Here is a 17,218-nt window from a genome sequence, read left to right on the forward strand (position 1 = left end):
TCCTCAGCGCTTCGCCCTGGCCTTGTCCGCGATCTGGGCGGCAGTCAAACCTTCGCTGTTGGCCAGTTTCGGGTTCGCACCCTGCTCGGTGAGGAAAGCGACCATGTCGGGGTGGCCTTCGCGCGCCGCCATCATCAAGGGCGTGTAACTGCCGCTGGCCGGCGGCGACAGCGCGTCGATTTTCGCGCCGCGCTTGATCAGGAGGCGCGCGATGTCTTCGTCGCCGCTGGCGGCCGCATAGTGCAGCGGAGTCCAGCCGGGTCGGTTGACCGCGGCGCCGCGCGCCACCAGCGCCTCGGCGGCGGCACGGTTGCGTTTGAAAGCAGCCATCATCAAAGCCGTGTTGCCGTTGATGGCCGGGGCGTCGATCTGGATGCGGGGATGGTCGAGCAATACCCGCAGCACCCGCATCGAACCCTCGCGCGCCGCCAGCACCAGGGCGGGCTCGCCGCCGACCGGATTCTGCTGATTCGGGTTCACGCCCGCCGCCAGCAGCGATTTGACGGTGGCGGCATCGTCCATCTGCACGGCGCGGAAAAAATCGGAAATTTGCTGCGGCGTGGCAGCCAAGACTGCCGCGCCGGGGAAGGCCGACAGCAGCATTGCCGCAAGTATCGATCGGCCGGTCAGGCGAAGAAAACCGCGACGCTGCATCATGCTTACCCCCTCGGTACTTTGAACAGCTGGTGGAAGTTATCGGTGGTTCGCTCCGCCACTTCGCGCAGCGACACGTCCTTCAGCGTGGCGATGTATTCGGCCACATGGGCGACGTAACCCGGTTCGTTCATTTTCCCACGGTAGGGCACCGGCGCGAGGTAGGGCGAATCGGTTTCGATCAAGATGCGCTCCAGCGGCAGGGCTTTGGCCACCGCCTGCAAGTCTTTCGCGCTCTTGAAGGTCACGATGCCGGAAAAAGAGATGTAAAAACCCATCTCGATCGCGGCCTGCGCCACCTCCAGCGTCTCGGTAAAGCAGTGCATGACGCCGGCGACGCCGCCCTTGTCCACCGCCGCGCCCTCTTCCTGCAGGATGCGGATCGTGTCGGCGCTGGCCGAACGGGTGTGGATGATCAGCGGCTTGCGGGTCTCGCGCGAGGCCCGGATGTGGGTGCGGAAGCGCTCGCGCTGCCATTCGAGGTCGCCCTCGAGGCGGTAATAGTCGAGCCCGGTCTCGCCGATGGCGACGATCTTCGGATGATCGGCCAGGCGCACCAGTTCTTCGACGCTCGGTTCGGGCGTGTCCTCGTAGTCGGGGTGCACGCCGACCGAGGCGTAGATATGCGGATATTGCTCGGCCAGGGCGAGCACGCTGGGGAATTCCGGCAGGTTGACGGACACGCACAGCGCCTTGTCGACCTTGTTCTCGGCCATCTTGGCGAGAATCTCGGGCATGCGGGCGGCCAGCTCCGGGAAATTGATATGGCAGTGTGAATCGATGTACATCCGCTTATTGTACGTTACTGTCCAAGGCAGATGATTTTGGTCGCGTATTCCTTCGCGTTCGGCTTCTTGCTGGTCGCCCACCGGATGGCTTCCTCGGCCTCGGCCAGGCTCATGACCGTCGCTTTTTCCTTGTTGCGGATGAAGGAGACGCCTTCGAATTTGCCTTCCTTGCTGCGCATGACTTTGGCAAATACCGGGGCGGCCGTGCCGCCGTCGGCGAGTTTGTTTTGTTGGACGAGGTAACGCTGATCCTTGGATTCCATGTTGGTGCTTTATGCTGGTTCAAAGCCGTATTTTACGGCAGGCGCAGGTACAGGCCCAGCCGGGCCAATGCTGGCGCTGCGCGAACGGGACGCCGCTCGATGCGCCGCTATGACAAACTCGGTCGCAAACACCTTTCAGCCAGGAGAATTTTTATGAGCAACGAACAGCAGAACAAAGACCAGGAGCAGGCAAAAGCCGGCCTCCAGCAGGCCGAAGCGTCCTCGCAGTCCCAGCAGCAGGCGCAGCCGGACGCGCATCCGGACTTCGACGCGCTGGCCAGCAAGAAGCCTGAAGAACTGACGCCGGAAGAGCTCCGCCTGATGGCGGACACCATGCCCGGCGAAGGGCCGGGCGACTAAGCTCTTGCCGCCGGGTCGCTACCGACCCGCTGCGCAAGATGCTTGCGCAGCATCCGCAGTGCGCCTTTGGGGCCCCGGATGGCGATGCGCTGCTCACCCAGTACGCGCATCGTGATTTCGTTCTCGCGCCAGCGCATCCAGGCCGGATGGTTCAGGCGGTATCGCCAGGCCAGCCTCGGCAGCTCTTCGATCCGCACGCGGTAACCGAGGAAGGCGGCGATCTCCTCGACATCGCCCAGGAGCTGGCGCGCCTGACCACGGCTGCGGATTTCGAACGCGCCAGGCAGCGCGAGGTACATGGACGGCAGCATGCCGGCCAGGCCGGGCAGCAGGATCCAGGCAGACGCATGGCCGCCGGTAAGGTGAAGCAGCAACAGCATGCCAAAGCCGAAGACGATGAACAGGACCGCCACCGACAATGCCTGACCGGAAGACTGGATCGGAAATAGCAAGCGCAAGGGCGAATGGACCGGGGCAACGGGCGTCAGTTCGGCCATCGCCATGGCTCAGTCGACCACGCGCTTGCCGAGGATGATCAGATCCCGCTCGACCCCATCCAGGTTCGCCACGCGCGGGAAATTCGCCCAGGTCTCGAAGCCGTACTTGCGGAACAGGGCCAGGCTGGGCACGTTGTGGCCGAAGATGAAGCCCAGCAGCGTGTGCACCTTGATATTCGGCGCGAAGGCCATCGCCTGCTCCAGGCAATAGCGGCCGATGCCCTTGCCGCGCCATGCTTCGGCGATATAGATCGAGACTTCGGCCGTGCCCGAGTACGCCGGGCGGCCGTAGAAATTCGAGTACGAGCACCAGCCGATGACGGCCGGGTTCTCCGAGGTATCGGCGGCGTCGTGGATCACCCACAGCGGCCGGCGTTCCGGGGTATGGTCGGCAAACCATTGTTCGCGCGACTGGACCGTGATCGGTTCGGTATCCGCGGTGACTTCGCGCGAGGCGATGGTGGCGTTGTAGATGTCGACGATGACGGGCAGGTCTTCGATACGGGCGATGCGATGGGTGTAGGACGGCATGAATGATCTGATTTAAAGCGTATGGGTGGCGCGCGAGGACCGCAACGCCGCACCCAGGATTTCTTCGATGCGCAGCTTGGCGCGCTGGCCGGTTTCGTCGGCCGGGAAATGGACGCCGATGCCCTGCGCCTTGTTGTTATTGGCGCCGGCCGGGGTGATCCAGGCGACCTTGCCGGCGATCGGGTATTTGTTCGGATCGTCCATCAGCGACAGGATCAGGTAGATCTCGTCGCCGATCTTGTACGGCTTGGTGGTCGGGACGAACATGCCGCCGTTCTTCAGGAAGGGCATGTAGGCCGCGTACAGCGCCGCCTTTTCCTTGATGGCCAGCGAGAGCACGGACGGCCGCGGCGCCTGGGGCGTCAGCGGGGCGTTCGGGTCGGTGGGCAAGCCGTTCATCGGAATCCTTTCTCAGGCAGCGCAGCAGGCAGTGTAATCAAGCAACATGTCTTCGACAAACAGTTTCGGCGACAGCGGGTGGTCCGCCACCGCGCGCCGCTCGTTGGTCGACTTGATCGCCTGCATCAGCTTGGCCGTGTGAACGCGTCCGGCCAGGTTCGCAAGCTGCTGGCGATACCGCGGATAATAGCGGATCGTGCCGGACAGCTTGTACGAAAAAACGTCATACAACCAGCGCTGCTGCCATGCGACAAGGGATGCGAGCGGCGCTTTGCTCAATTTGTCTGCCGCGCGCAACGCTGCGTCGACGCTGGGCTGGGCCAGGATTTGCAGCAGGGAATCGAGTTCCTCGCGGCTGCCCGTTTCCGCCTGCACCAGCGCGGCCAGCGGCGCCCCGCCCTGCTCGCGCAGCCAGCCATCCGCATCCTGCACGCCCTGGCTTTCCAGCCAGGCCAGCGCCTCGGCGTGGCCCGGCATCGGCAGCGCGAACTTGCGGCAGCGCGAGAGGATGGTCGGCAGCAGGCGGTCCAGGCCGTTCGATGCCAACAGGAACACGGTCCCCGGCGGCGGTTCTTCCAGCGTTTTCAGCAGCGCGTTCGAGGACGGCATATTGAGCGCCTCGGCCGGGTACAGCACGACCACCCGCAAACCCTGGCGGTGGGTCGAGATGTTCATGAAGTCGGACAGCGCGCGCACCTGCTCGATCTTGATGTCCTTCGAGGCGGTCTTGGTCGACTTGGCTTTCTTGTCGCCGTCGCCGGCTTCTTCCCCCTCGGCGGCGGGCGCTTCGTCTTCCATCGCCTCCGGGCGCACGCGGCGGTAATCCGGATGGTTGCCCTGGACGAACCAGCCGCAGGAAGCGCACACGCCGCAGGCATGGCCGTCGGGCTGGACGTTTTCGCACAGCAGGGCCTGGGCGAAGGCCTGGATGAAATCGGCCTTGCCGATGCCGGCCGGGCCGTAGAACAGAATTGCATGGGGCAGGCGCGCGCGCATTTGCTGCAGCTGCGTCCAGGCCTGCTCCTGCCATGGGTAGATGGCGGTACTGCTTGTCACAAGAATTTCTCCAGTGCTGCTTTCAATTGCGCGCGCACTTCCTCGATCGAGCGGGTCGAATCGACCACCACGATGCGCCCGCCGCTCTCCTGCGCGCGGCGCAGGTACTCGTTACGGCAGCGCTCGAAGAAGGCCGCCTCTTCGGATTCGAACTTGTCCAGGGTGCGGGTGGCGTCCAGGCGTTCGCGCGCCACTTCGAGCGGCACGTCGAACAGCAGGGTCAGGTCCGGCTGCAGGCCCGGGTGCACCCATTGCTCGAGCGCTTCGAGCTTGGGCAGCGGCAGGCCGCGGCCGCCGCCCTGGTAGGCGAAGCTGGCGTCGGTGAAGCGGTCCGACAGCACCCAGTCGCCGCGTCCCAGCGCCGGGCCGATGACCTGGGCCAGGTGTTCGCGGCGGCTGGCGAAGGCCAGCAAAGCCTCGGTGCCGACGTCCATCTTCTCGTGCAGCAGCAGCGTGCGCAGCTTTTCGCCCAGCGGCGTGCCGCCCGGCTCGCGGGTCGAGACCACGTTCTTGCCGGCGTCCTGCAGCAGGCCGGTCACGAAACCGATATGGGTCGACTTGCCGGCGCCGTCGATGCCTTCGAAGGTGATGAAACGGCCGCGGGTCGGCATCGGCGCGCTCATTTCGAGCCTCCGCGCTGGTACTGGTTGACCGCCTTATTATGCTCGTTCAGGTTGACCGAGAAGTGGCTGGTGCCGTCGCCGCGCGAGACGAAATACAGGGCGTCGGTCTGGGCCGGGCTCAGGGCCGCGGCCAGCGATTGCACGCCCGGCAGCGCGATCGGGGTCGGCGGCAGGCCGGCGCGCGTGTAGGTGTTGTACGGGGTGTCGGTCTCGAGATCCTTTTTGCGGATCTTGCCGTCGTACTTGTCGCCCATGCCGTAGATGACGGTGGGGTCGGTCTGCAGCAGCATGCCGGTCTTCAGTCGGTTGACGAACACGCCGGCGATCATCGCGCGTTCGCTCTTCTGGCCGGTCTCTTTCTCGACCAGCGAAGCCATGATCAGCGCCTGGTAAGGCTCGGTGTAAGGCAGGTTGGGCTCGCGCTTTTCCCAGGCCGCCTTCAGGCGCTTCATCATCATCTCGTGCGCCTGCTTGTAGATCTGCAGGTCGCTGGAGTTTTTCGCGAACAGGTAAGTATCGGGGAAGAACAGCCCTTCCGGCGTCGCGTATTTGGCGGCGCCCTCCGGCACGACCTTGGCCAGCAGTTCCTTGTCCGACAGCTTGGCCGTCTCGTGCTTCAGGTTCGGCGCGGCGTCGACCGCCTGGCGCATCTGGCGGAAGGTCCAGCCTTCGATGATGGTCAGCGATTCCTGCGCGAACTCGCCGCGCACCAGTTGGGTGAGCAGGCGGCGCGGGGTGGTCTCGGGTTTGAGTTCATAGCTGCCGGCCTTGATCTGGCCGGCCTTGCCGGTCACACGGGCCAGGACGCCGAACAGGAAGCCGTTGACGGGAATGCCGGCGGTGGCCATCTGCTGGGCCGCGCCGGCCACGCCGCTGCCCTGGGCAATGGCGAAGGGAATGACGGGGCTGTCCTTGCCGGTGATCGGTTGACCCGACCACCACTGGAAGCCTCCAACGGCCGCGACTGACACGATCACGCCGGTAACGATGAGTTTTTTTATAAGTGCCATGTGTGCTGGTTTTTACGCCGGTCCCGGCGCGATTTTGACGACAACTCTATAATGAGGCCGTAATGATAAAGCCTAAACGGGAAATAATTCGTATTTTATGAATAACTGGATCGAACACCTCGCCACGCTGGGCGCCCGCTTCCATCAAGACGAAGCCACGCAGATCGAAGACTTCGGCAAGACCTTGTCCGCCGCCGACCTCGCCGAGGGCATGGTGGCCCCGCTCACCGACCTTGGCCTGATCGCCGTGGCCGGCGATGACGCCGCCAGTTTCCTGCACAATCAGCTGACCAACGACGTCGAACACCTCGGCACCAGTGAGGCGCGCCTGGCCGGCTACTGCACGCCGAAAGGCCGCCTGCAGGCCACCTTCCTGATGTGGCGCACCGGCCAGGACATCTTCCTGCAGCTGCCGCGCGCCATCCAGCCGCCGCTGCAGAAGCGCCTGACCATGTTCGTGCTGCGCGCCAAAGCCAAGCTGCGCGACGCCACCGACGAAGCGCCAACGGCAGCCGTGCTCGGCCTGGCCGGTGCGAAAGCCGGCGAGGCGCTGGCGCGCCAGGTTGGCACCCTGCCCGCCGCCCCCTACGCCAAGCTCGACGGCGCGTTCGGCACCGTGATCCGCCTGGCCGATGCGCTGGGCGCTCCGCGCTATCTGTGGATCACGTCGGCGGAAACCGCCACCACGGCCCTGGCGCAGCTGCGCGAGACCCTCGCCCTGGGCGGCAACGCGGCCTGGCACCTGGCCGAGATCCACGCCGGCGTGCCCCAGGTGACCCAGCCGACCCAGGAACAGTTCGTGCCGCAGATGGTCAACTTCGAGCTGATCGGCGGCGTGAATTTCAAGAAGGGCTGCTATCCGGGCCAGGAGATCGTCGCCCGCAGCCAGTACCTGGGCAAGCTGAAACGGCGCATGACACTGGCGACGCTGCCCAATGCGGCCGCCCGCGCCGGCGACGAAGTCTTCTCCAGCGACGATCCCGACCAGCCGTCCGGCATGATCGTCAACGCCGCGCCGAATGGCCAGGGCGGTGCCGATGCGCTGGTCGAAATCAAGCTGGCCGCACTCGAGCACGAGGTGCGCCACGGCTCGGCCGGCGGCACGCAGCTGGCCTTCCTGCCGCTGCCGTACGCCATCGACACGCCCGCGGCGTGATTTGAAACGCACATGATCGACCTGTACGTCTATTACAAGGTGCGCACGCTGGACGCCGCCGCGCTGGCGCCGCGCGTGCGCGCCATGCAGGCGGCACTGGCGGCGAGCCAGCGCGTGTCCGTGCAGCTGAAGTGCCGTCCGGAGACCAGGGACGGCCTGCAGACCTGGATGGAAGTCTACCCGGGCGTGCCCAAGGCCTTTGCCGGCTTGTTGGAGGGGGCTGTCGCGGCGGCCGGCCTCGATGCGCTGGTCCAGGGCCCGCGCCGCGCCGAAGTATTCGTCGACCTGATGCCAGACCCGAGCCCGGAGCAGACCCCATGTGCCTGATCGTCTTTGCCTGGCGCGTCATTCCCGGCGTGCCCGTGATTGCCTGTGCCAACCGCGACGAATTCTACGACCGCCCCGCCACACCGGCCGGGCCCTGGCCGGAAAACCCGGACATCATCGCCGGCCGCGATCTGCAGGGCGGCGGCAGCTGGATGGGCGTGACCCGAACCGGTCCGAACGGTCCGAAGTTCGCGGCGCTGACGAACATCCGTGCGCCCAACGAACGCCGCGGCGATGCGCCGACCCGCGGCGCGCTGGTCGCCGACTTCCTCAAGGGCGAGCTGGATGCGCCGGCTTACCTGGACCGCATCGTCGGGCGCGCCGCCGACTACAACGGCTTCAACCTGATCCTGGGCGACCGTGAAGGCCTGTACTGGTTCTCGAACCGGGCCGGCGGCGACCCGCGCAACGGCAAGCCGCTCGAGCCCGGCATCTACGGCGTGTCGAATGGTTTGCTGGATGCGCCGTGGCCGAAGGTGGTGCGCACCAAGGCCAGCTTTGCCAGCCTGCTGCTGCAGGGCGCACCGGAAGACGCCTATTTCGAGATGCTGGCCGATACCACGCGCGCGCCTGACCTGCGCCTGCCGGATACCGGCATGCCGATCGAAGTCGAGCGCGAACTGTCGCCGGTCTGCATCGAGCTGTCCGGTTACGGCACCCGCACCTCCACCGTGCTCAGGCTGTACCAGGACGCCGAGCCGGAGCTGTGCGAGCGCATCCTGCGCCCCGAAGGGGTGGCCGCCGGGCGCTGATTCAGGCTTCCCGCTTCATGAAGGGCGAGTCGAACTGCTGACGCCGCTCCACCGGGCGGGTCAGCACCCGTATCGCCACCGCCAGCGGCACGCCGATCTCGGCGAGACGGCGTGCCGCGCCGGCGCGGCCGATGGTATCGAGTTCGTGGATCACGGCCTCGATCAGGAGGGCTTGCTTGTAGTCGGTGCGTCTTTCCATCGGACGATGCTAGCACACGCTGCGCACGAATCGTTCAAGCCGGGCGCTGCACCAGGTCCAGGTAGACACCCGGGTCCTGCGACAGGCTGCGCTTGACGTTCTGCGACAGCTCGTCGATCAGCACTTCGCTCTTGCCTGCTTCGAGCGCAGCGTAGGCCCGCGCCACCACCTCGGCCGGGGCCAGCTTCGGCAAATCGATCCCACGCGTCAGGTCGGTATCGACGAAGCCCACGTGCAGGCCCAGCACCTGCGTGCCCTGTTCCTTCAGTGCGATGCGCAGGCCGTTGTTCACGCTCCAGGCCGCCGACTTGGTCGCGGCATACGCGGCCAGGCCAGGCGTGCTGATCCAGCTTGCCACCGACAACACGTTCAGGAAAGCGCCGCCGCCATTCGCCGCCAGCCTGGGCGCGAAGGCCTGGCTGACGCGCAGCATGCCGTACACATTGGTCTCCATCATGCGCTGCATGGCGGCGATGCTGTCCTGGTCGAGCAGGCTGCCATCGCTGGCGATACCGGCATTGTTGATCACCAGCGTGACGTCGGCACAGGCTGCGGCTGCCTCGGCCGCCTGGGCCTGGTCGTTGACATCCAGCCGCACCGGCACGACGCCGGGCAGCGCGATCTTGCCCGGGTCGCGCGCGGCGGCGTAGACCTTGCGCGCACCATGGGCCAGGGCCTGGCGCGCGAATTCCTGGCCGAGACCGCGGTTGGCCCCGGTAACGAGGACGATGGCGTTGTCGAGTTTCATGGCAATCCCTTTATATATGATGACCGTCATATTGCGGTCCAAAAAAATGCCGTGCCCGTGGGCGCGGCATCCTGCGCCTCAGGTTTGCAGCCCTGGGCGTTCGTACTGCGCAAGCAAGGCCTCGCGGCATGCCTGCAAGACTTCCCTGCCGCCGCTATCCGCGCCGAGCACCCGGGCCATCTGGATGGCACCGACCAGGCTCGCGGCGATGGCCCAGGCGCTGCCGGACGCTGCGTCAGGCGGGAGCGTGTCCTCGACCAGCCTGGCCAGCCCGCGCACGCGGCTCTTCGCGACCTCGCGCAAGCCTTCGCCGGTGCGCTGCATGTCGGAACTGACCGCCGCGACCGGACAGCCCAGTTCGAGCGCGTCCATATGCGTCTCCGACAAATACTCGCTGACCAGCGCACGCAGCGGGCTTTCGCCGGCATCCAGACGCGTACGCATGCGTTCGCGCACCCGGGCGTTGCTCTGGTCGGCGGCGTGTTCCAGCGCATCGGCCAGCAGCGCATCGCGTGACGCGAAATGGGCATAAAAGCCGCCGTGCGTCAGGCCGGCTTCCTTCATGACATCGGCAACCCCGACCCCGGCGATGCCGGACCGGCGCACGGCGCGGGCGGCGGCATCCAGGATGCGTTCGTGCGACTGCTGGTGGCGGGCGGTACGGGGAGCGGACATGGCGCTTGCCTTAAATATGATAACGATCATATTAAGCCACAAACGAAAGCAGGTCAAGCCTGGCAAACCGGGCGCGCAAACGCCCGGCACCAGCCCTGCCTGCGGGTGGCTTAGCGGTCCGGATCGTTGCCGGTCGTGCCCGCCGCGGAAGCGCCGTTCGAACCGCCCAGCCTGCCCTCGTCCGGGGTGCCGGCTGCGGAGTGGCCGCCGGTGCTGCGGTCGCTGTTGTCGCCCTGGCGCGAACCGGCCGGGAACACATTCGCTTCGGGCGAGCTGTGCACGAAGCCGCTCTGGCGGCTTTCGCTGGCGCCGGCCCCGCCCGTGTATTGGCCGGAACCCGATTGCGAGCCCTGGCCGCCGCTCTGGCTGTTCTGCTTGTTCTGGCCGCCGCCCTGTGCGCTGCCGCCGTCCTCGGCCGTGAAGCCGACGCCGCTCTGGTCCGGCACGTCTTCGCGCCAGGCCTTGCCGTTCGATGCGCCGGCGCTCTGGCCGGGATCCGCACTCTGTCGGTTGGCTTCGCCTGCCGATTGCCCCTGCAGCGAGGTGCCGGCTGCGTCATCGTTGGTGAAACCGACGCCGCCCTGGTCGAGCACGTCCTGTTTGCCGTGCCGGGTCTTGTCCTTTTTGTCCATGTTATCGGCCATGATGATCTCCCTTGCGATTTCGATAGCTCGATGCTAACGATTTCGGGAAATTCACAAATAGGAAGGCAAGCTGAATGCGTGTAGGAGTTGCGGCAGTCTGGCTAGCCTTTCGCCCCTGCCTTCAGCGCCTGCGTCAGCTGAGGCATCGCCGCGTACGCATCGGCCGGTGCCTTGCCGTGCACGATCGCCTCCATCCGCTCGGCCACGCTGCCCAGCAATTGCGGATGCGAATAGATGTAAAAGCGGCCCTCGCGCACGGCGTCGAAGGTGATGCGCGCGACGTCCGCGGCGCTGAGCTTGCCCGCTTCAACGGCTTTGCTCACAAGCATCTGCGCTGCCTGCTGGCTGGGCGTCGGCGGCGCGTCGTTCTCCAGCTCCTGCGGACGGTGCGCGTCGGAGCCGACAATGCCGGTCGGTACGAAATACGGGCACAGGACCGAGGCGTCGATCGGCGCCTCGACCAGACGCAGGTCGTGGTACAGGGTTTCGCTCAGCGACACCACCGCGTGCTTGCTGACGTTGTAGACGCCCATTGCCGGAGGATTCAGCAGCCCCGCCATCGAAGCCGTGTTGACGATGTGGCCTTCGTAATGGGGATCGCGACGCGCGCATTCCAGCATGATGGGCGTGAACACGCGCACGCCATGGACCACGCCCCACAGGTTCACCCCCAGCACCCATTCCCAGTCGGCCTCGCTGTTTTCCCAGATCAGGCCGCCCGCGGCGACGCCGGCGTTATTGAACACCAGATGCACGCCGTGGAAGCGGATCATCGCCGCATCCGCCAGTTCCTCGATGTGCTCGCGCTTGCTGACATCGACCACCATCGCCAGCACTTCCGCGCCTTGCGCTTGCAACGCCTCGGTCGCGTGTTCCAGCGCCTTGGCATCGACGTCGGCCAGCACCAGCTTCATGCCCAGGCCGGCCGCCGTGTCGGCGAAGGCGCGGCCCAGCCCGCTGGCGGCGCCGGTGATGACGGCGACCCGTCCTTCGAACTGCTTCATGTTTCCTCCCCCATGCCGTACGTCGGGACGCCAGGATGCCGCTTTATACCGCGGAAACGCCGCCGTCCACCGCCAGCACCTGTCCCGTGATGTGTTTGCCCGCGTCGGACGCGAACAGCAGGACCGCGCCCTTCAGGTCGTCTTCGTCGCCGAGACGCCCTAGCGGCGCCTGCTGCGCCAGCGTGTCGGCACCGACAGCCGCCAGTATGCCCTTCGTCATCTTCGAGGGGAAGAAACCCGGCGCGATCGCATTCACCGTGATGCCGTAGCGGCCCCATTCGCCGGCCAGGGTGCGCGTGAAATTGATCAGCGCCGCCTTCGAGGTGTTGTAGGCGATGGTCTGCATCGTGCCTGGCGGGTTGCCGGCGAGGCCGGCGATCGAGGCGATATTGACGATGCGGCCGCGGCCGCGCGGAATCATCGAACGCTTGCCCAGCACCTGGCTCAGCAGGAAGATGCTGCGCACGTTCAGGTTCATCACCTTGTCCCAGGCTTCGAGCGGGAAGTCTTCGGCCGGCGCGCCCCAGGTGGCGCCGGCATTGTTCACCAGGATGTCGACCTGGCCCAGCTGCGCGAGCGCGGCATCGGCGAAGGCCTGCACACCGCTCTCCGTCGACAGGTCGGCCGCGATGCCGGTCGCGTCGATGCCGCGTGCCGCCAGATGGGCGCAGGCTTCGTCGAGCTCGCCTTGCTTGCGCGAGGCCAGCACCACGCGCGCGCCCTGCTCGCCCAGCGCTTCGGCCATCTGCAGGCCCAGTCCGCGCGAACCGCCGGTGACGACGGCGGTCTGGCCGGCCAGCGAAAACAGCTCCGCGACCGTCCTCATTGCTGCCCCGCCGGCACTTCGTAATCCATGCACTGGCGCGCTTCGCGGATCGCGCCGATGAAAGGCACCAGCGCCTGGTGGGTCGGATGCTTGGCGTAGGCTTCGAGCGCGGCCTTGTTCTCGAATTCCGAGTACAGCACCACGTCATAGGTGGCTTCGAGCCCCGGCTGGGCCAGCGTGACCTCGAACTTGAGAATGCCCGGCACGATGTGCGCGCACTCGTCGAGGCGGCGTTTCATCTCGCGGGCATTGGCGGCGCGGTCCGCGCCTTCCGCGTGTTCCTTCAGTTTCCACATGACGATGTGCTTGAGCATGGTTCTCTTTTCCTTCACCGATAAACGAACAGATAACAATGAGCATAACGTTTTGGTGGCGGGATGGCGAGTGTGTTGGTTTGGCCGGGTCCATGGGGCTGGTGGCTGGGTTTTGTCGGGTTTCGGGCATCTGTCGGTTAGTTGCATATCATTCGTGCCGTGACCGACGTGCCAGCGCACCGCAGCCATTTGCATTGGCGCTCGGTTAGTTGCAGAATGTGGCATGAGCAAACTCGCCGCCTGGGACAGCAATCCCCTCAAATGCTTCGCCGACTTCATCGCCGGCCCCGACTTCGCCCTGACCTCGAGCCGGCAGCGCGACCTGGCCCCCAAGCCGCTGTCGCCGGAATCCGCCGCCATCTACCGCTTCATGTTCGGCAAATTCGCTGCCTGGATGCTGGAAGAGCGACTGAAGATGTCGACGGTCACGGGGCGCGACCTGCAGCGCTTCGTCGCGCTGGCGCACGATGGTCAACGCGACCTGAACAGCAAGATCGCCTACCGCTACCTGCGTCTGCTGGAACGCTGCTACGACTACCTCGAGCGGGCGCCGAATCCGGCACGCGATGCCATCGTCGGCATCGACCGCGCCCAGATCGCCCGCGATGCGCCGATGACCGCGCTGAACGCCGACGAACTGCAGCGCTTCATGGCCGCCCTGCCCGGCCAACGCGCGGACGACGACAACAAGGCGTCCGGCTGGAAGCGCCGCCGCGACCGCGCGATGCAGGTAACGATGGCGCTGGCCGGCCTGCGCGTCGCCGAAGCGATCGGGCTGCTGGTCGACGAGGTCGGGCGCCAACCCGACATCGAGGGCGCCCTGGTCCTGAACATCACCCCGGAGCAGAAACACCGCACAAGTTACGAGCACACGACCACGCTGCCGAAGGAAGGCGTGGCCGAGCTGACGGCATGGCTGAGCGAACGCGCAGAACTCAATATTCCCGGCGCGCTGGTGTTCCCGGCCAACCTGGAGGGCGAACCCCTGCACAAGGCCACCGTCTACCGCCAGGTCAAGGCGACCTTCGGACGCGCCGGCCTGGCCGTGTCGCGTGCCGGCGGGCGCACCCTGCGCAATACCTTCGCCTCGCAGCAACTGCGCCAGGGAACGCCGCAAAGCGAGCTGACGACGGTGCTGGGCCTGGCGCTGGAGCGTTCCGCCGAGGCCTATAAGTACGCCAAAGTAAATGAGGAAACCTCCGCGCCGGAAGCCGGTCCAACAGCCAAGGACGCCTGAGCTCACCCCCTGCGCATGAGTCCGTGCCAGGACGGCTTTTCCGTAAGTTTCGTGTAAGTTTGGAGCAAGCATCGCGTAAGCTTGGCGGCGCAGAGTCGCTGCCGTACCTGGCGTAAATATCGGCTATCCATTGACATTACAACTCACAACGGAGACTACAATGGCTATCACACCCGGCATGGCAGCCGGCGGCAAGGCAACACCTTCCGCGGGCGCAATGACGAAGGAAGAACGTAAGGTCATCTTCGCTTCTTCCCTCGGCACCGTCTTTGAATGGTACGACTTCTACCTCTACGGTTCTCTCGCTTCGGTCATCGCGACCCAGTTCTTCGCCGGCGTCGGCGACCCCACCACCGCATTCATCTTCGCCCTGCTGGCCTTCGCCGCCGGCTTCATCGTGCGTCCCTTCGGCGCGCTGGTATTCGGTCGCCTGGGCGACATGATCGGCAGGAAGTACACCTTCCTGGTCACCATCCTGATCATGGGTGGCTCGACCTTCGTGGTCGGCCTGCTGCCCGGCTATGCTTCGATCGGTATCGCCGCGCCGATCATCCTGGTCACGCTGCGCATCCTGCAAGGCCTGGCCCTGGGCGGCGAATACGGCGGTGCCGCCACCTATGTGGCCGAGCATGCGCCGGAAGGCCGCCGCGGCGCCTACACCGCCTGGATCCAGACCACCGCCACGCTGGGCCTGTTCCTGTCGCTGCTGGTGATCCTGGGCGCGCGTACCGCGATGGACCCCGAGGCCTTCGCCGCCTGGGGCTGGCGCATTCCCTTCCTGGTGTCCGTCCTGCTGCTGGGCATCTCGGTGTGGATCCGCCTGTCGATGAACGAATCGCCGGCCTTCGCCAAGATGAAGGCGGAAGGCAAGACCTCGAAAGCACCGCTGTCCGAAGCCTTCCTGAAATGGAACAACGCCAAGTACGCGCTGCTGGCGCTGGGCATCGTGATCGGCCAGGCCGTGGTCTGGTACACCGGCCAGTTCTATGCGCTGTTCTTCCTCACCCAGACCCTGAAGATCGACCTTGCCGTCGCCAACATCATGCTGGCGATCGCGCTGGCCCTGGCGACGCCCTTCTTCATCGTGTTCGGTACGCTGTCGGACCGCATCGGCCGCAAGCCGATCATCCTGGCCGGCTGCCTGATCGCCGCGCTGACCTACTTCCCGATATTCAAGGGCCTGACCACCTACGGCAACCCGGCGCTGGCCAACGCACTGGCGAACTCGCCGGTGGTGGTGGTGGCCGATCCGGCTTCCTGCCACTTCCAGGTCAAGCTGACCGGCACCGAGAAATTCCCCTCGTCCTGCGACATCGCCACCGCCCAGCTGACGGCGGCCTCGGTCAACTACACGATCCAGCCGGCGCCGGCAGGCACCATCGCCAGCGTCCACATCGGCGACAAGGTCTACCCCTCGTTTAACGCCACCATGACGGCCGACGGCCGCGACTTCGACAAGGCCAGCAAGGCCCGCGAAGCGGCGCTGAAGAAAGACCTCGGCGCCGGCGTCAAGGATGCCGGCTACCCGGCCAAGGCCGACACGGCGGCAATCAACAAGCCGATGGTGGTGGCGCTGCTGTTCGTGCTGGTGCTGTACGTGACCATGGTCTACGGCCCGATCGCGGCCATGCTGGTCGAGATGTTCCCGACCCGCATCCGCTACACCTCGATGTCCCTGCCCTACCACATCGGTAACGGCTGGTTCGGCGGCCTGCTGCCGACCATCTCGTTCGCGCTGGTGGCGGCGAATGGCGACATCTATTATGGGTTGTGGTATCCGATCGTGTTCGCGGTGTTCACGCTGGTGATCGGTGTCCTGTTCCTGCGCGAGACCAAGAATAACAACATCTACGCAGCCGACTAGCTTGGCTGCGCCGTGGGCCCGGAGAGCCCACCCTACGATCGGTAGGGTGGGCACCCCGTGCCCACGTTGTCATTGCCCCGCCAATTGCGGCGCCCGGCTCCAGCTGCGCATCCTGAACGCCGCCCAGGCCGTCAGCAGCGCCCCCACCACCAGCACCAGCCGCGTATCGAACAGCGTCAGCACCGCGCCGGCCGCTGCCATCAGGATGTTCGCCAGACAGAAAGTCGTCGACAGCAGGCCCATCACCGCGCCCTGGCCATGGCCGCCGAAGCGGTCGGCCGCCCACACCTGGATCACCGCGTTGTAGCAGGCATGCGGCAGGCCGAACAGCATGATCCCGACCAGCCCGATCCACAGCTGGCCCGTGCCCAGCGAGGCGATGGTCAGCGCCACCGCCAGCGCCAGGAAAGCGGCGCGGCGCAGCGGATCGTCACGATTTTGCCGCCCGGCAAAAAGAGCCGTAAAGCTCATCAGCCCGCACATGCCGACATTCACCAGCGAGATCGCGCGCGTGTCGTAGCGGCCGACCTCGACCAGCCACAGCGGATAGAACTCGTAGAAGGCGGTCACGCCGCAGGTATAGGCAAGCTGCACCACGAACAGGGTGCGCAAGCCCTCATGGCGCAGCAGGTTGAAGGCATGCCGCTCGCGCGCCACCGTCCACCATCCCGGGCCGTGGGTCGGCGCCTCGCGCCGCAGCGTGATCGCCACCAGCACCGTCCCCAGCAGCAGTGCGGCGGCGGCAATATAGAAGGGTACGGTGATGCCGAAACCGATGGTCAGTCCGGCCAGCAGCGGCCCGAACAGCCAGCCCAACGTGAAGCAGCCGTTCAGCCAGGACATCGCATGGTTGCGCATCGGCCCTTCCAGGCGGTCGGCCAGCATCGCGCGCACGATGGCGCCCTGGCCTTCCAGCAGGCCGGTGACGAAGCGCGCTGCCAGGAACAGCAGATAGGAGCCGCGCGCCATCGCCCACGCCGTCAACACATGACCGATGGCGGCGCCGGCCGCGGTCCACAGCAGCAGCGGACGGCGGCCGAAGCGGTCCGACAGCGAACCCAGGACCGAGGTACCGATGAGGAGTCCGACCGGATTGACCATCAGCGCCACGGCGAACAGGAGCTTGGGCGGCAGCCCGAGGAAGTGGGTCAGGCCGGCCGCCGCGCCCGCGCTGTCCGCGTTCGCGAACAGCGGCGGCAGGATCGGATAAGGCAGCGAAGCGCCGGTCGTCGACAGCAGGCCGAGCAGGCAGGCGGTCGCGATCAGGAGAGCGTTTTTCACGTCGGGCTCG

General features: G+C 66.0%; 23 protein-coding genes. 6 read left to right on the forward strand and 17 right to left on the reverse strand.

The features are described 5' to 3' along the window. Nucleotides 1–3: 3 nt before the first annotated feature. From NX782_RS19545 to NX782_RS19555, 3 genes are read right to left on the reverse strand one after another with little or no spacing between them, the layout of a single operon-like run. Nucleotides 4–657, reverse strand: a complete 654-nt coding sequence (locus NX782_RS19545; protein ID WP_258847156.1) for an ankyrin repeat domain-containing protein — start codon at nucleotides 655–657, stop codon at nucleotides 4–6. A gap of 2 nt (nucleotides 658–659) precedes the next feature. Further along, nucleotides 660–1,442: a TatD family hydrolase gene (locus NX782_RS19550; protein WP_258847157.1), complete on the reverse strand. Its 783-nt coding sequence runs from the start codon at nucleotides 1,440–1,442 to the stop codon at nucleotides 660–662. A gap of 14 nt (nucleotides 1,443–1,456) precedes the next feature. After that, a complete protein-coding gene (locus tag NX782_RS19555) occupies nucleotides 1,457–1,705 on the reverse strand; it encodes a hypothetical protein (RefSeq protein WP_258847158.1) in 249 nt (82 codons plus the stop codon). Nucleotides 1,706–1,858: 153 nt separating this feature from the next. On the opposite strand from NX782_RS19555, the gene NX782_RS19560 reads away from it, so the two are divergent. Continuing rightward, nucleotides 1,859–2,065, forward strand: a complete 207-nt coding sequence (locus tag NX782_RS19560; protein ID WP_258847159.1) for a hypothetical protein — start codon at nucleotides 1,859–1,861, stop codon at nucleotides 2,063–2,065. Here NX782_RS19560 and NX782_RS19565 read toward each other — a convergent pair. The 6 genes from NX782_RS19565 to mltG are packed head-to-tail and all read right to left on the reverse strand — an operon-like array spanning nucleotide 2,062 to nucleotide 6,181. Beyond that, nucleotides 2,062–2,568, reverse strand: a complete 507-nt coding sequence (locus tag NX782_RS19565; protein ID WP_258847160.1) for a hypothetical protein — start codon at nucleotides 2,566–2,568, stop codon at nucleotides 2,062–2,064. The genes NX782_RS19560 and NX782_RS19565 overlap by 4 nt on opposite strands. Nucleotides 2,569–2,571: 3 nt before the next feature. Next, nucleotides 2,572–3,093, reverse strand: a complete 522-nt coding sequence (locus tag NX782_RS19570; RefSeq protein ID WP_258847161.1) for a GNAT family N-acetyltransferase — start codon at nucleotides 3,091–3,093, stop codon at nucleotides 2,572–2,574. Between the two features lie 12 nt (nucleotides 3,094–3,105). Continuing rightward, nucleotides 3,106–3,492 (reverse strand): PilZ domain-containing protein, encoded by a 387-nt coding sequence (locus NX782_RS19575; protein ID WP_258847162.1) that lies wholly within the window; start codon nucleotides 3,490–3,492, stop codon nucleotides 3,106–3,108. A 12-nt stretch (nucleotides 3,493–3,504) separates the two neighbouring features. After that, a complete protein-coding gene (locus NX782_RS19580) occupies nucleotides 3,505–4,548 on the reverse strand; it encodes a DNA polymerase III subunit delta' (RefSeq protein WP_258847163.1) in 1,044 nt (347 codons plus the stop codon). Then, nucleotides 4,545–5,171, reverse strand: coding sequence for a dTMP kinase (gene tmk / locus NX782_RS19585; RefSeq protein ID WP_258847164.1), 627 nt, complete (start codon nucleotides 5,169–5,171; stop codon nucleotides 4,545–4,547). The genes NX782_RS19580 and tmk overlap by 4 nt, the downstream gene beginning before the upstream one ends. Further along, nucleotides 5,168–6,181, reverse strand: a complete 1,014-nt coding sequence (mltG, locus tag NX782_RS19590) for an endolytic transglycosylase MltG (protein WP_258847165.1) — start codon at nucleotides 6,179–6,181, stop codon at nucleotides 5,168–5,170. Before mltG ends, tmk begins: the two co-directional genes overlap by 4 nt. A 97-nt stretch (nucleotides 6,182–6,278) precedes the next feature. Between mltG and ygfZ the strand changes: the two genes are divergently transcribed. Genes ygfZ through NX782_RS19605 form a run of 3 tightly spaced genes read left to right on the forward strand, consistent with a single transcriptional unit; the run spans nucleotide 6,279 to nucleotide 8,416 of the window. After that, nucleotides 6,279–7,337: a CAF17-like 4Fe-4S cluster assembly/insertion protein YgfZ gene (ygfZ, locus tag NX782_RS19595; protein ID WP_258847166.1), complete on the forward strand. Its 1,059-nt coding sequence runs from the start codon at nucleotides 6,279–6,281 to the stop codon at nucleotides 7,335–7,337. Nucleotides 7,338–7,349: 12 nt separating this feature from the next. Further along, nucleotides 7,350–7,664 (forward strand): DUF4936 family protein, encoded by a 315-nt coding sequence (locus tag NX782_RS19600; RefSeq protein WP_258847167.1) that lies wholly within the window; start codon nucleotides 7,350–7,352, stop codon nucleotides 7,662–7,664. Beyond that, nucleotides 7,655–8,416, forward strand: a complete 762-nt coding sequence (locus NX782_RS19605) for an NRDE family protein (RefSeq protein WP_258847168.1) — start codon at nucleotides 7,655–7,657, stop codon at nucleotides 8,414–8,416. Before NX782_RS19600 ends, NX782_RS19605 begins: the two co-directional genes overlap by 10 nt. Before the next feature lies 1 nt (nucleotide 8,417). Here NX782_RS19605 and NX782_RS19610 read toward each other — a convergent pair whose 3' ends face one another. The 7 genes from NX782_RS19610 to NX782_RS19640 all read right to left on the reverse strand — a co-directional run bounded on the left by NX782_RS19610 (nucleotide 8,418) and on the right by NX782_RS19640 (nucleotide 12,826). Beyond that, nucleotides 8,418–8,615 carry a hypothetical protein gene (locus NX782_RS19610; protein WP_258847169.1) on the reverse strand — a complete coding sequence of 66 codons (198 nt, stop codon included), beginning with the start codon at nucleotides 8,613–8,615 and terminating at the stop codon, nucleotides 8,418–8,420. Between the two features lie 34 nt (nucleotides 8,616–8,649). Continuing rightward, nucleotides 8,650–9,363: an SDR family oxidoreductase gene (locus NX782_RS19615; RefSeq protein WP_258847170.1), complete on the reverse strand. Its 714-nt coding sequence runs from the start codon at nucleotides 9,361–9,363 to the stop codon at nucleotides 8,650–8,652. Between the two features lie 78 nt (nucleotides 9,364–9,441). Continuing rightward, the gene (locus NX782_RS19620) at nucleotides 9,442–10,038 is read right to left on the reverse strand and encodes a TetR/AcrR family transcriptional regulator (RefSeq protein ID WP_258847171.1); all 597 of its coding nucleotides are present in this window, start codon (nucleotides 10,036–10,038) and stop codon (nucleotides 9,442–9,444) included. Nucleotides 10,039–10,148: 110 nt separating this feature from the next. Continuing rightward, a complete protein-coding gene (locus NX782_RS19625) occupies nucleotides 10,149–10,682 on the reverse strand; it encodes a hypothetical protein (RefSeq protein WP_258847172.1) in 534 nt (177 codons plus the stop codon). Nucleotides 10,683–10,783: 101 nt separating this feature from the next. Beyond that, on the reverse strand, nucleotides 10,784–11,686 hold the full coding sequence (locus NX782_RS19630; RefSeq protein WP_258847173.1) for an SDR family oxidoreductase: 903 nt from the start codon (nucleotides 11,684–11,686) through the stop codon (nucleotides 10,784–10,786). Between the two features lie 43 nt (nucleotides 11,687–11,729). Beyond that, nucleotides 11,730–12,512 carry an SDR family oxidoreductase gene (locus NX782_RS19635; protein WP_258847174.1) on the reverse strand — a complete coding sequence of 261 codons (783 nt, stop codon included), beginning with the start codon at nucleotides 12,510–12,512 and terminating at the stop codon, nucleotides 11,730–11,732. Further along, nucleotides 12,509–12,826, reverse strand: coding sequence for a Dabb family protein (locus NX782_RS19640; protein ID WP_258847175.1), 318 nt, complete (start codon nucleotides 12,824–12,826; stop codon nucleotides 12,509–12,511). The genes NX782_RS19635 and NX782_RS19640 overlap by 4 nt, the downstream gene beginning before the upstream one ends. Before the next feature lie 223 nt (nucleotides 12,827–13,049). Between NX782_RS19640 and NX782_RS19645 the strand changes: the two genes are divergently transcribed. Together NX782_RS19645 and NX782_RS19650 are read left to right on the forward strand one after the other, a co-directional pair. After that, nucleotides 13,050–14,063: a tyrosine-type recombinase/integrase gene (locus NX782_RS19645; protein ID WP_258847176.1), complete on the forward strand. Its 1,014-nt coding sequence runs from the start codon at nucleotides 13,050–13,052 to the stop codon at nucleotides 14,061–14,063. Nucleotides 14,064–14,223: 160 nt separating this feature from the next. Beyond that, nucleotides 14,224–15,927 carry an MFS transporter gene (locus NX782_RS19650; RefSeq protein WP_258847177.1) on the forward strand — a complete coding sequence of 568 codons (1,704 nt, stop codon included), beginning with the start codon at nucleotides 14,224–14,226 and terminating at the stop codon, nucleotides 15,925–15,927. Between the two features lie 69 nt (nucleotides 15,928–15,996). On the opposite strand, the gene NX782_RS19655 is transcribed toward NX782_RS19650, so the two are convergent. Continuing rightward, the gene (locus NX782_RS19655) at nucleotides 15,997–17,208 is read right to left on the reverse strand and encodes an MFS transporter (protein WP_258847178.1); all 1,212 of its coding nucleotides are present in this window, start codon (nucleotides 17,206–17,208) and stop codon (nucleotides 15,997–15,999) included. Nucleotides 17,209–17,218 lie beyond the last annotated feature (10 nt).

Origin of the sequence: Massilia norwichensis, from assembly GCF_024753245.1 — a bacterium.
Taxonomy (GTDB): Bacteria; Pseudomonadota; Gammaproteobacteria; order Burkholderiales; family Burkholderiaceae_D; genus Telluria; species Telluria norwichensis.